A 13,502-nucleotide genomic window follows, 5' to 3' on the forward strand; every position below is an offset into this window, starting at 1 on the left:
GGATTACCAGACAGGCATCTCATCCTGAAGGAACGGATTATGGAGCCGTTCATAGCCCAGCGTCGACATCGGACCGTGTCCTGGGATAAACGTAACGTCATCACCCAGCGGCAATAACTTTTGTTTAATCGACTGTATCAGCTGCCCATGATTGCCGCGCGGAAAATCGCTGCGTCCTACGCCACCTTTGAAGATCACATCGCCGGAAATCAGCAGACGAGACTGGTCATCAAAGAAGACGATATGGCCTGGCGTATGCCCAGGACAATGCAACACCTGTAAAGTCACATTCCCTACGTTAACGCGCTCTCCTTCGTTCAGCCAGCGATCGGGCGTCAGGGGCTGACACTCATCAAGGCCAAACATGCGGCTTTGGGCGGGTAACCCCTGCAGCCAGAACTCATCTTCTTTTTCCGGGCCGATCACCGGCACACCATAGTGTTCAGCCAATTCAGCCGCAGCACCTACATGGTCAAGATGACCATGAGTGAGCAAAATCTGCATCAGCGTGACGCCGCTTGCTGCGACTTCCTGCTTGATTTTCTCAGCGTCACCGCCGGGATCGACAAGCGCGGCCAGTTTAGTCTGTTCGCACCAGATCAATGAACAATTCTGGGAGAACGCGGTAACCGGAATAATACGATAGTTCATACTGCTCCTGTGTTTCGTTATTACCAGTGCCGAACCGGACCGGTATCAATATGCACAAAGTTGCTGCTGGGGTAATATCCTACACCACCTGCGCGCATAGATAACGCGGCTTTGCGAATATTGGCTAACGAAACGCCTTCAATATGGAAATCCATTGCCTGTCCCTTCGTGTGATAGCTTTTTTTGGCTACCCCGCGACTGTGGGCGCGCAGTTCATTATTGGTATCAATCGAGCGATAGCCAGAAATGAGCTGCACCGGCCTGCTGGTGCCCAGCAGGCCCTGAAGGCGGAAAAGCTGATCAAACAGTCCTGGATCGATGGCTTTTATTTTATTCGCGCGGAAATCACGGAAAAAATGGTTAAGTCTTGCTAATTCATCCTGAATATAGCCTCTGCCATCGAAGAATTCCGCTTTTAGCGACTCACCGGTATGGAGATTGTTGAGCGTTAAAACTCGCGGACGAGGTGTCGAGAGGGTGGCAAATGCTGGCGTCGGCAAGATGGCCGCTGCGCCAAGCGCAACACCACCTAACGCCAGCAGTTTGCGGCGATTAGCGTCAAATTTGTCCATGATAATCAGGTCTACAGGTAAAAGAAATCGTAATATGCTTAGCGCACGAAGGGCACCTTAACTGGCAAAACCATGTACGTCAAGGCGCCCAATCCCAGTGAATACGCGGCTTACAGCGATATTGCCCCCTATTCACCCTAACTTACGACAATCATTTTTCCCGAACTGCTTCATTTACCTGATTAATTGTTCCGCTTTTGGCAAAATTTGTGCGCCAGATCGCGCGGTGAGATCATAATTGTAAATATCTGTACGATACTGAGTACGCCCGTCTTCACCAACAAACGCAGTCAGATAGTAAAGATTGACGGGAATATTGTGCCGAATATTCACGTAACGCGTATCCCCCTGCTTCAGGGCATCCGAAATACGCGTATCGTTCCAGCCCGCATCCTGCAATAGCATATTGGCCAGCTCAGAGGCTTTGTTCACGCGCACGCAGCCAGAACTCAGCGCGCGAGTATCTTTCTGGAACAGGTTGTGGTTCGGCGTATCGTGCAGATAGATAGCGTCTGAACTCGGCATGTTGAATTTGTAGCGCCCTAAAGAGTTATGCGCTCCGGGAGCCTGCTGGAAGCGGAACGGCAGATTCGACGCTGTGATGGTCGACCAGTCGACCATATAAGGATCGATGGCCTCTTTACTGTTCCATCCACGCATCACCGTATAGCCATGACGTTCCAGATAACCCGGATCGTTCCAGACCTTCGGCAGAATGTCTTTACGCGCCAGCGTCGGCGGCACGTTCCACGGCGGGTTAACGACTACATTATTGAGCGCGCTGCTCATCATCGGCGTTTTGCGATCCGGGCGCCCGACAATCACGCGCGACGCCAGTTTTTCGCTACCATCCTGATAATAGACCAGGGAATACGCCGGGATGTTTACCATAATCCCGGTAGAGAGCGTTCCCGGCAGCAGGCGCAAACGCTGGATATTGAGCGCCAGCACCCCTGCCCGCTGCGCAGGCGATACGTTCAGCCAGTCGCGCGTCGTCTGGCCAATGACGCCATCGGCCCCCAGCCCCTGAGCGGCCTGGAATTGCTTAACGGCCGCAACCAGCTCGCGATCGTAAGCCGCGGGTTTGTTGCTCAGAACAACGGCTTTCTTCTCTTTTACTGGCGCTGATGGGCTGACGGCGACGTTTTGTGGATCATCACCCGGAAGTGCAATCTTTGGCCCGCCGTCAAGAAGACCGGAACGCGTCAGGATCTCGCGCAGGGCAGGAACATCGCTGCTCCACTGTCCCGGACGCAGCGTCGCGGTACCGCGCATTTGCGGCCATGGACGCGTGTCTCCCACCAGCGCGAGGAGCGACTGGTGCAGAGTGGCATAGTGTGGATGCGCCGGTGCGAGGCTGGCGATAAAGCGCGGCAGTTCGCCGTTATCCAGCGCTAGCTGCCACTGGTTAATCACCGACAGCGCCGGCGTCGCCAGCTTGTACGGTTTATCGCTGTACAGCCAGCGGTTGCCATTGACCGGAATACCCGCCACGAACTGCAGGTAGCCCATCATGGCATCGGAAAGCACCACATCACGCGCCTGCCCGGTGACGGCAGGATCGGTTAACAGCTCAACCCACTTTGTAAACTGCGGCTGAAACCCTGCAATTGCGACTTCCGCCAGCTGCTGCTGGAAGGCGCGCACGGCATCGCGGTTTTCCCACATCGGTTTCATATCGCGAGCGGCATAGAGGAGCGTGAGCTGATTGATATAGACAGGCGTGTAGCCTGATGGCAGCCCCGACTGCAGCTGCTGACTGAGCGATTCCGCGTCGATGCCTTCCGGCAGCGGTTTAATTCCGGCCATGATAGCCGTCGCCGGAGACTGCTCCAGCGGCTGGGACAACGACGTTGGCTGCGCCCCTGTCGTTGCCGAGCTGTCAGTCGGTACAATTTCAGGCTCGTCGGCCTGGGCGGTTAACAGCGGAGCAAACATCACTGCCAGGCATAAACTCAGCGCAGACAGCTGACGACCACATTCTTTCTTTAGCAACATCCCTTGCCCCCTGTTTTCACGACATGCCCATCACGCTGGGGCTTTCTTTCATTATAGGTAGACGGCTAAGCTGTTGCCTTACCTTATGTAAAGAAGTTTAAAGATAACGCAGCCCCAAGCACAAGTTAAGTTTAAAAAAAAAGCGGCGCCAGTGCGCCGCTTCGGGTCAGAAAACGCTTCAGGAAGCGTCCGCCGTGGTTTCCGGCAATGACTCCGGGGGCTGCGGCGCAAAGCCACGCAGCCCCACAACGTGAACGTGTTCGCTGTTCTGGAACACCTTACGCACCAGTTTGTAGGTGGTGCCCTTCTCGGGGCTGATGTTCTCCGGCGCCGCGATAATGAGCTGCATATCGAGACGTTCGCAAAGCTCGAACAGCGTGGCAATTGAGCGGGCATCAAGTCGCGCCGCCTCATCCAGGAACAGCAGTCGGCATGGCGAGATATCTTTGCCGCGCAGGCGGCGCGCTTCATCTTCCCAGCTCTGTACCACCATCACCAGAATTGACATCCCGGTACCGATCGCTTCACCGGTAGAGAGCGCCCCGGATTCCGCACGCAGCCAGCCGTCTGAGCCACGGTTTACCTCAACTTCCATTTCCAGGTAGTTACGGTAGTCCAGCAGCTCTTCACCGATGGTTTGCGGCGTACGTTGCCCCATATCAATCTGCGGGTTCAGGCGCTGATACAGCTTCGCCAGCGCTTCGGAGAAGGTCAGACGGTTGCTGTTGAACAGATCCTGATGCTGCTCGTGCTGCTCTGAGAGCACTTCCAGCAGCGTCGCGTGGGCCTCACGCACGTTGACGTTGAGGCGCACGCTGTTCACCTGGCCAAACGACACGCTCTGCAGACCCTGGTTCAGCTGGCGGATACGGTTCTGCTCGCGCTGAATGGTTTTACGAATGATGTTCGCCACGCTGCGGGAGCTGATCGCCAGCTTCTGCTCGCGGGAGGTCAACTCCTCCGTCAGGCGGCCCAGCTCGATTTCCATCTGTTCGATGGCTTCGACCGGATCGTCGGTACGGATAATGTCCTGACGAATACGCTCGCGCAGGTGCTGGTAAACCGCCACGAAGAACTGAATTTTACGTTCCGGACGTTTTGGATCCTCCGACATACGCAGCACGTCGCGCAGGTGTTCGTTATCCGCCACCGCCAGACGCAGCGCACCCAACGCCTTATCCGACATGGAACGCAGCTCATCGGCAGAAAGATACGCCAGCTCGCGACGGTGCAGGCGACGCTCAACGTTATTGTCTTTCACCATGCGCATCACCGCGCACCAGCCCGCCTTGGCGGTCACGACCTGCTCGCGCATTTCGTGATAGTCGCGTTCCAGCTTGCGCAGGCGACGGGTCAGGTTATCCATTTCGGCTTCGCAGAAGGTCAGCGCTTTTTCCAGCTGATTACGACGCGCGCGGTTATTGCTGAGCTGTGAATGCAGCTCGTCACGACGGATACGCGCGCGCTCTTCTGCCCCGCTGTCGGCACGCACGCCGATGTCCTGAAGCTCTTTCTGCAGATCGTTTAACAGCTCTTTCTTGGTATCGAAGGAGCTTTTCAGCGAGGCCAGCACCTGATTGTACTGGTTCAGCTGAGCGGAGTGGCTGCGCATCGCTTCGCGGGCGCGAGTACGTTCCGCCTCCGCCTGCTCAAGGCGCTGACGCAGTTTTTCGTTCAGATCGCTGTTACCGCTCAGCATTTCAGCCGAATCGGAGTAGCCAAAGTGCGCGCGACGCTGCACCACTTCCGTCAGAGCAAACGCCTGCTGACGCGCTTCGCGCTGCACCTGCTGCGACCAGGCATAATCTTCTTTTAACTGCTCGAACTGTTCCGGGTCGCTCTGCAGGACAGACACGACGGGCTCCAGCTTCGCCAGCTGATTGCCGTGCTGCTGAACGAAACGCGCGGCTTCCTGCGCTTCATCCAGACGCTCCTGGATCTCATCCACGCGGTCAGCCAGCGTGTCATCCGCCAGCAGATTCAGGCGCGGCAGAATGCGGTTAAGGGCAGCGACGCCCTCTTTCGCCTGTTCAAACTGAACGCGACTTTGCTGGTTATCACTTTCATGGCTCGCAATCGCACGTTCCAGCTCGCTACGGCGGGTGTTCAGCTTGCGGATTTCGGCTTCCGGATCTGCGTCAAACGCTACGGCGAGATGGCTGCCGATAAAGCGGCTGAACGACTGATGCAGACGCTGGGTTTTCTGCACGTCAAACGACAGGGTCGCAAAACGTTCAGACAGCGTTTCACGCTCGGCGTGCAGGCTCTCGATGCGGCTTTCGCGCGCGGCGCGGCCAAACAGCGGCAGCTCAGGGAAGCGGGAGTAACGCCACTGACGGTCGGCAATTTTCACCACCACCGCTTTTTCCAGCTCGTCGACGCTGAACACGCTGTCATCGAACGACTGCGGATCCCCTTCGATCAGGTAGAGATCTTCCGGGCAATCTTCCAGGCCGGCAAGCTGCTCAGAAATCAGCGACAGATCCGGGACCACAATCGCGTTGCGGGATGGACCGTACAGCGCGGAGAAGTACGGAGCATCGTCCAGGCCAACGTCGTCATAAATTTCGGACAGCAGCACGCCGCCAAAACGCTCGGCTAATGCATTCAGGCGCGGATCTTCTGACCCGCCCGGCTGGCTTAAGCGCTCAATTTCTTCATCGACGTCGCGCTTGCGGGCGCCCACTTCGTCACGCTCAACGATGGCTTCGCGCTCGCGCTCCAGCAGCTGCTGCAGGTATTCGGTCACTTCCTGGCTGGATTCGAACTGTTCGCCGCACTGCTCGCTGAGCTGGTTCAGGCTGCTCTGGGCCGCCAGCCAGACCGGCGCACGCTCCAGGAGCGCCTTCGAACGGGACTGAATCTGCTCCAGCTCCTGACGCAGGGCCATACGCTGTTCGCTGGCGTTTGATACGGTATCGGACAGGGCCGCAATACGCGCTTCCAGCTCCTGATGCAGGGCCTCAAGCTCGTCGAAATCGTAATTTTTTCCCTGACGCTTGCAGAATTCCGCCAGCAGACGCTCGGCTTCCTGCTGCTCGCGCAGGCGCTGCTCCAGCTCGTTCAGACGCATACGCAGCGGCTGAACCTGCTCGGCCAGATGGCGCTGGTTCACACCGTCGCGCAGCAGTTCGCGGGCAACGTCCCAGGCTTCGTTACGCGCCAGCGGGCCGTTAATCGCGACTACCAGCTGATAAGCCTGTTCAAACTGGCTGTGCGCCGTTTGCGCAACGCTCATTTTCTGTTCGAGGGAGAGCAGTTTCTCGGTGGCTTCCTGCTCTTTGGCCTGGAAGGTATCCAGCCACTCGTCGGCGCTGTCCGGCGTCAGGTCAGGCAGATGGCACAGCTCTTTTGCACGCTGTAATGCCTGCAATGCCTGGGTGTACTGAATTGCTCGCGTCTGCTGCACGTCAAGCGCCTGCTGGTAATCGGCAAGCTGGCTTTTCAGCTCATCCACTTCCAGCTCGGCCGCTTCGGCGCGGGCTTCGTTCTCTTCCTGCATGTCGGCGGCTTCAGCCACCACTTCATTTTGCTCTTCGAGACGGATCTGCAGCTCATCGAGGTCCGCTTCATAGCGCTCGATTTTTTCCTGCTGACGCAGCGCGGTCTGCACCAGGTTCAGGTGATCGCTGGCAGCCTGATAATCGGCTTCCAGGTCGCCTTCAGCACCGTTGTGCTCGCCCAGCTCGCGCGCCATTTCAACGTGCTTGTACTGCTCCGCTACCAGCTGTTTACGGGAGGTAAACAGCTCGCGACGGTATTCTAATGCCTGATCGAGATGCACGCGGCGCTCGTTGGCGTGGCGCATGTAGTCCGCCGCCACGTAGTTGGTGGCTTCGCTGATCAGGTGTTTAAACAGGTCGCGGTCAGACTGGGTAACGCGAATAGCTTCCAGCGTCATGCGGTTTTCGCGCAGCGCCGCTTCCATATCCTGGAAGGCCTTACGCACGCCGCTGTTTTCCGGCAGCAGGTAGTCGCGCAGGGAGCGGGTAATCGCGCTGGAGATACCGCCATACAGCGACGCTTCAATCAGGCGGTAGTATTTGCTACGGTCTGATGCCGTGCGCAGACGACGCGCCACCACGCCCAGATCGAACATCAGCGAGTGGTAGTCGGTAATCGAGTTGAACTGCTTGAACTGCACGCCTTCGATGGCCTCAAGCTTGTCTTTCAGCTCCTGCAGCGTCAACACGCGCGCCTGGCGTTCGTTCAGGGTTTCCGTGAGCAGCGCCGTCGGCTGCACGGAGGTTGGCAGCCCCTGGATTGCAAACGGTTTGATATCCACTTTACGGTCGCGACCGGCGACCTGCTGCAGGCGCACGCCCACCACCACACGCTGATGACGGGAGTTAATAACGTCCAGAACCGAATAACAGACGCCGGCCTTCAGCTTACCGTGCAGACCTTTATCACGGGAGCCGCTTGTGGCCCCCGCTTCGGTGGTGTTACGGAAGTGAAGCAGCGTCAGGTCAGGGATCAGCGCCGTAACAAAGGCCGCCATGGTGGTGGATTTACCCGCACCGTTACCGCCGGAGAGCGTCGTGACCAGCTCATCCAGATCGAACGTTCGGGCAAAGAAGCCGTTCCAGTTAATCAGCGTCAGTGAGCGAAATTTACCGCGTTCAATCATTACTCTTCCTCCCCGCTATCCGGCAGATTCTCTTCATGCTCGTCATTGAGCTGCAAATGGTTTTCCACCGGCATCGCTTCACCGTCGCGGATCATGCGAAGCTGCGCTTCACGCGCGTCATCGCCCGCACGCACGTCTGCGCCGAAACGGAAGACAGATTCCGTAATGCGGAATTTGCTGCTGTCGTGGCCCATAAACCAGACCATCCCCAGACGACGCAGACGGTTCAGGGAAGAGCGAACCTTTTCCTGTAATTTCTGACGGTCAAGATCCGACCCCGTGGAGCGGTTGTTCACCAGCTTGAGCAGCTTGCTCTCATCCGCCAGCGTCAACAGCTCGTCGTAAAGTTCCTGCTGGGTGAAGATCCCTTCATTCGCCAGACGTTCCGGGCTGAGGTAGAGGTAGCAAAGAATTTTACCGACCATCATATCCAGCTCGGAGAGCACGGAACGCGGGATCAGCGTCGTGGAGCGCGGGCGCAGGTAGAAAAACCCTTCCGGCGCGCGGATAAGCTCCACGTTGTAGCGCGCGTAAAACTCTTCCAGGTACTCCTGGAAGTCCATCAAAAAGGCGTGATTATCCAGCTCGTCTAAGCCAATGTGACGACCGGCACGCAGCTGGCTGTCCAGCGCCGGAAATAACGGATTCGCCAGCGCCTGTGCCAGCTTAACGGGCATCACTTGTTCAATATTTGTCAATGACATGCGCCTGTACCTTGGCTCCGTAATCGTTAATTGGCTGCCACTTCGGCGGCAGTCCGGTGAAATCTGCTTGCGCGACGCCCAGGCGCACCGCCTGGTCTACCACAATGCGGGCAATGTCGAAGTGGCGCGCGCGTGGATATTGCGCCAGATAGTCGCGCACCACGAGACCAAGATCCAGCGGCACTTGTCTGGTTTTGTAGACAGCGAGCTGTTCTTCGATCATCGCCGCAAGCTGCTCGCGAATTTCGTTAAATTCTTCGTATTCCAGATCCGGCGGCAGTTCACCGGTCACCTCTTCATCGCGCAGCGCCATCTCTTCGTCGCGCATATCCAGCAGACGATCGGCATTGGCGTAGGTCAGCGCCCACGGCGCATCGAAATAGGTCTGCACCGACTGACGCAGACGCTGAGCAAAGACGCGGTTTTTATCCATATCAATCGCGGTACGGATAAATTTATGCACGTGTCGGTCGTAGCCGATCCACAGATCGATTGACTGCTGGCCCCAGCTGATAATGCGGTCGAGTTTGCTTTGCAGGTCGAACACCAGGCGGTCGATAAAATGCAGATCGTCGTGAGCCAGCGTCGCGTCCTGGATGCGCAGCAGATTCGCCTGCAGCTTGTCCCCTGCGGCTTCCAGCGTATCCTGGAGCTCACGCAGCGTGCCGGAGGTTTCTGACAGCAGAAGTTCACAGCTGGAGATGGCCGCTCGCCAGTCTTTATTCAGCAGCTGGGCAATATCGTCTTTCACCTGCTGCTGCTGTTCGTCCATCAGACGCTGGGTCAGATCGATACTGTCGAAAATCTCGGCCACCGAATATTTCAGCGGCGCGTAGACGTTACGGTGCCAGTGGAATTCGTCACCGTTTTCATCCGCGGCATCGGCGGCACGCTTAAGCTCACCCGCCACGATCGAGAGCTGCATGGAAAGACGCAGCGTGGAAAATTCACGCTGGCGAATATAGTAATCGGTGATGCCGATGCCCAGCGGCGTCAGGCGATAGATGGCGTTTCCTTCCGCCTGTTCGCTGGTAAAGCGGTTCAGCAGACGTTGACGCACCATATCGTTGATCGCGTTGTTGGCACGCACGCTAATGGTTTCGCTGGTTTGCTCAAACGCATCACTGACATGGCGGAACGCATCCACCAGTTCACCCTCGCTCATTTCACCGTCCAGCCGTTCGCCGTTCAGCGTGGCAACCGCCAGCAGGAAAGAGAGTCTGTCTACCGGCAGCGAGATGGAGAAATCGTTTTTCCTGGCCCAGGCAACCAGTTCGGGGACTGTCTGGGAAAATTCACTCATAGGTTATCCTTGCATCTGCGGCTTGTGCGCGGTGACGTGAATATAGCGGCCAAGGCTGATAAAAGGCTCCTGACGGCAATACCGCGTTTCTAATTCTGTTAAGGTGTCAAAACAGTCACGCTGTTTGTGTTTTTCACGCAGATAATCATGAAACACCCTAACGCCCGTCTTCCCGACGATCTGCCAGCCAATCGCTTCCAGCCAGCCATAAACCTGCTGTGGATCGCGCGGATAGTCCGGGGAAAGCGTGCGCTTTTTCTTTTTGGGCATCCCGACCTGCACATAGTCGAAGTTGCCTGCAACCATGTTGTGCATCAGGAAGCCGTTAGCATTGTAGAACATCAGCGACAGCGTGCCGCCCGGGCGCAACATCGACCACAGGGTTTGTAACACGCTTTGCGGATCGGCAACCCACTCCAGCACCGCATGAAACAATATCAGATCAACCTGGGTTTCCAAATGCTGCGCGATGTCCTGAGCGGCGCATTGTATAAAATGCATGTTGTCGCTCACACCTTTCTCTTCTGCAGCACGCGTCGCGCGGGCGACCATTTCAGCAGAAAGATCGCAAAGCGTGACGTGATGACCGCGCTCGGCCATTTTTATCGCCGTCTGCCCTTCACCGCCACCGGCGTCCAGCACGCGCAACGTTTGCCCACCAAAGGTAGCCAGAATGGTGTCCAGATCCTGCCAGAGGATCGTCTGACGGAGCTGCCCTTTCGTGGTGCCATAAATGTTGCGCGAAAACTTTTCCGCGATGTCATCAAAATTGCGATCCCGCATTGGGAGAGTTCCACTCGCTAACTGCAAAACCGCTATTTTGTCACACCCGCGCGGAGAATGAACCTCTCTGGTGTAATATCACGGGTAATCACCTGCTATATGGTCAAAAAAGGAACCAAAAAGGATGCTTTTTACCCTTAAGAAATACATTGGAGGGATGATGCTTCCCCTTCCGCTGCTGCTCATCATCATCGCTCTGGGGCTGGCGCTGGTGTGGTTCAGTCGCTTTCAGAAGAGTGGCAAAACGCTTGTTACGCTCGGCTGGTTTGTCCTGCTGCTGTTGAGCCTGCAGCCGGTCGCGGATAGTCTGTTACGCCCCGTCGAAAACAAGTACCCAACATGGCAAGGAAATCAGAAAGTGGCGTACATCGTGGTGCTGGGCGGCGGATATACCTGGGATCCTGACTGGGCCCCCAGTTCAAACCTGATCAACAACAGCCTGCCACGGCTAAACGAAGGCATTCGCCTCTGGCTGGCAAATCCGGGATCAAAAATGATCTTCACCGGCGCGGCAGCCAAAACGAACCCGGTGAGTACGGCTGAGGCAGGTGCCAGAGTAGCGGAATCACTCGGCGTGCCGCGTTCCTCAATTATCACTCTCGACAGCCCAAAAGATACCGAAGAAGAGGCTGCCGCAGTGAAGCAGGCAATAGGCGATGTCCCGTTCTTACTGGTGACCTCCGCCTCACACCTGCCGCGCGCGATGATTTTCTTTGAGAAGCAAGGCCTGCACCCGCTTCCCGCACCGGCAAACCAGATGGCCATCGACGCGCCGCTCAACCCGTGGGAACGGGCGATCCCCTCCCCGGCCTGGCTGATGCATAGCGATCGCGTCGGTTATGAGACGCTCGGACGCCTCTGGCAGTGGCTGAAAGGAACGTCAGGCGAGCCAGGGCAAGAGTGATTTTGTTGCCAGATCGAAATTTGCGCGATTAAAACGTCCGGTATTCACCAGCTGCGCGACTTCGTCCCAGAGCAGGTAAAGCCAGCGCCGCCAGAGAAACGCCTCTGCAACGGGCGCGCGTTGAAGGTAGTGCCACAGTAAACCTTCCGCCGCCCCGCTGTCGCTGAGCCTGAACAGCTCGTATTCGCGCGGAGCCCAGAGCATGATCCCCGGCCCCAACATCGCCAGAAGCTGATCGCTACGTGAGTCTTTGAGCATGCTGCGCAGGGTAAAATTACCGTGGATCAGCACGCAGTTGTCATTAAAACCGTCGAACAGCGCCGGTAAGCACTCGCGGGTGCGAAACAGAATACGTTTGTCCTGCATGGTTAAACCGGTATTGTTGAACTGGTTAAGCGTTCCCCACAGCACTTCCACCCGCTGGCGATACCACAGCGGCCACAGGTTTTCCTGAGTGCTGTCGACCGGACCGACAAGCCCGCGGCTATCCTGACGATGCCAGGCCAGCAGCGCCTCGACAATCTGGTCTTTTAACTGCTCCCAGCGTTCCGGCGTGCGCGCGGGCGCTTCAACGGGCACGCCGCGTAAACGCTCAATCAGCAGCACGTCCGGGCCGGGGTGTTCCTCGTGGGTCATCACGCCGTACACCGTCGGCATACGGACGGTTCCCTCCCGCGCCAGCATCGACATTTTCCATGCCAGCTGCCTGGCAACGCCCGGCGAGGTGAAACTTCTGGCCATCAGCGGCATTGGGTTGCCCTGACTGTCATACAACGACCAAAGCGCAGTATCGGCCTTTTCACTCACGCATTCGACCCGGCTTAATTTCTCACCCAGCAGATGGCTAAGTTCGGCACGCAGCTGTTCCATATGAGATTACCCCCATTAAGACTACTGCTTTTATAATGAGCGTCCAGAAGGAAGATGTCACCCGGAAGAGAACAATTAGGGAAAAGAAAGGGGAATTAGCGAGGGAGAGGGCATCCCCCCGTCAGGAGGGATGCAGGCTATATCAGCGCAACTCGGCGCGAACGCGCTCAAGATCTTCCGGCGTATCAACGCCCGTTCCAGGCACTTCGCTGGCAACGGCAACGTGAATTTTTTCGCCATACCAGAGCACGCGAAGCTGCTCCAGCATTTCGATATGCTCCAGCGGACTCGGCGCCCAGGTAACATATCGACGAATAAAACCGGCCCGATAGCCGTAGATCCCAATATGACGCAGGAAAGTATCGCCGATGGTCTCTTTAGAGAGCGCAAAGCGATCGCGATCCCACGGAATGGTGGCGCGCGAGAAATAGAGCGCATAGCCTTCGGCATCCATGACCACCTTCACGGCATTCGGATTGAATGCCTCTTCGGCGTGGTGAATAGGCACCGCGAGCGTCGCCATACCAACCTGACGCTGAGCCAGGTTTTCTGCAACCTGACGGATAATCACCGCCGGGATCATTGGCTCGTCACCCTGCACGTTAACGATGACCGTATCATCACTGAAACCACATTTCTCAACCACTTCCGCCAGACGCTCGGTTCCGGACTGGTGATCGGCGCGGGTCATGCATACCTCACCGCCTGCTGCCTCAACCGCTCGGGCGACGTCAGGATGATCGGTAGCAACAATCACACGATCGGCACCGGATTCACGCGCACGCTCAAGAACATGCACAATCATCGGCTTGCCGTTGATATCCACCAGCGGTTTACCAGGCAGACGCGTTGAGGCATAACGCGCAGGAATAATGACAACAAAACTCATGGTTTGCTCTCTTCTGCCACCAGGGAACGAGCTTCATTTTCCAGCAGTACCGGAATGCCGTCACGCAGCGGGAAAGCCAGGCTGTCCAGCTTGCAAATCAGCTCCTGTTTGTCCTGGCTGTAGTAGAGTTTGCCGTTGCATACCGGGCAGGCAATAATTTCAAGTAAACGGTGATCCATAGTTCCTCCGTATGGGTAA

General features: G+C 56.9%; 11 protein-coding genes. 1 reads left to right on the plus strand and 10 read right to left on the minus strand.

Annotation, left to right across the window (positions count from 1 at the left end; translation table 11 throughout):
* Window positions 1-3 precede the first annotated feature (3 nt).
* From AC1VYI_RS16985 to cmoM, 7 genes are all read right to left on the minus strand, one after another.
* Window positions 4-651, minus strand: a complete 648-nt coding sequence (locus AC1VYI_RS16985; RefSeq protein WP_226483685.1) for an MBL fold metallo-hydrolase — start codon at window positions 649-651, stop codon at window positions 4-6.
* Window positions 652-671: 20 nt separating this feature from the next.
* Window positions 672-1,223 carry a peptidoglycan L,D-endopeptidase MepK gene (gene mepK / locus AC1VYI_RS16990; RefSeq protein ID WP_023311008.1) on the minus strand — a complete coding sequence of 184 codons (552 nt, stop codon included), beginning with the start codon at window positions 1,221-1,223 and terminating at the stop codon, window positions 672-674.
* Between the two features lie 174 nt (window positions 1,224-1,397).
* Window positions 1,398-3,221 (minus strand): L,D-transpeptidase, encoded by a 1,824-nt coding sequence (ldtD, locus tag AC1VYI_RS16995; RefSeq protein WP_045404140.1) that lies wholly within the window; start codon window positions 3,219-3,221, stop codon window positions 1,398-1,400.
* Between the two features lie 178 nt (window positions 3,222-3,399).
* The gene (mukB, locus tag AC1VYI_RS17000; RefSeq protein WP_023311006.1) at window positions 3,400-7,851 is read right to left on the minus strand and encodes a chromosome partition protein MukB; all 4,452 of its coding nucleotides are present in this window, start codon (window positions 7,849-7,851) and stop codon (window positions 3,400-3,402) included.
* Window positions 7,851-8,555: a chromosome partition protein MukE gene (mukE, locus tag AC1VYI_RS17005; protein WP_008499954.1), complete on the minus strand. Its 705-nt coding sequence runs from the start codon at window positions 8,553-8,555 to the stop codon at window positions 7,851-7,853. Before mukE ends, mukB begins: the two co-directional genes overlap by 1 nt.
* Window positions 8,536-9,858: a chromosome partition protein MukF gene (gene mukF / locus AC1VYI_RS17010; RefSeq protein WP_023311005.1), complete on the minus strand. Its 1,323-nt coding sequence runs from the start codon at window positions 9,856-9,858 to the stop codon at window positions 8,536-8,538. Before mukF ends, mukE begins: the two co-directional genes overlap by 20 nt.
* Before the next feature lie 3 nt (window positions 9,859-9,861).
* Window positions 9,862-10,641 (minus strand): tRNA uridine 5-oxyacetic acid(34) methyltransferase CmoM, encoded by a 780-nt coding sequence (cmoM, locus tag AC1VYI_RS17015; RefSeq protein WP_023311004.1) that lies wholly within the window; start codon window positions 10,639-10,641, stop codon window positions 9,862-9,864.
* A 124-nt stretch (window positions 10,642-10,765) separates the two neighbouring features.
* On the opposite strand from cmoM, the gene elyC reads away from it, so the two are divergent.
* Window positions 10,766-11,545, plus strand: a complete 780-nt coding sequence (elyC, locus tag AC1VYI_RS17020; protein WP_134866587.1) for an envelope biogenesis factor ElyC — start codon at window positions 10,766-10,768, stop codon at window positions 11,543-11,545.
* Here elyC and AC1VYI_RS17025 read toward each other — a convergent pair.
* The 3 genes from AC1VYI_RS17025 to ycaR form a co-directional block, all read right to left on the minus strand.
* Entirely contained in the window at window positions 11,522-12,415 is an 894-nt protein-coding gene (locus tag AC1VYI_RS17025; RefSeq protein ID WP_023311002.1) for a YcbJ family phosphotransferase, read from the minus strand. The genes elyC and AC1VYI_RS17025 overlap by 24 nt on opposite strands.
* Before the next feature lie 142 nt (window positions 12,416-12,557).
* Entirely contained in the window at window positions 12,558-13,304 is a 747-nt protein-coding gene (kdsB, locus tag AC1VYI_RS17030) for a 3-deoxy-manno-octulosonate cytidylyltransferase (RefSeq protein WP_023311001.1), read from the minus strand.
* Window positions 13,301-13,483 (minus strand): protein YcaR, encoded by a 183-nt coding sequence (gene ycaR, locus AC1VYI_RS17035; RefSeq protein ID WP_006174474.1) that lies wholly within the window; start codon window positions 13,481-13,483, stop codon window positions 13,301-13,303. Before ycaR ends, kdsB begins: the two co-directional genes overlap by 4 nt.
* Window positions 13,484-13,502: the final 19 nt, after the last annotated feature.

Source organism: Enterobacter sp. QK-SA4 (assembly GCF_056856775.1).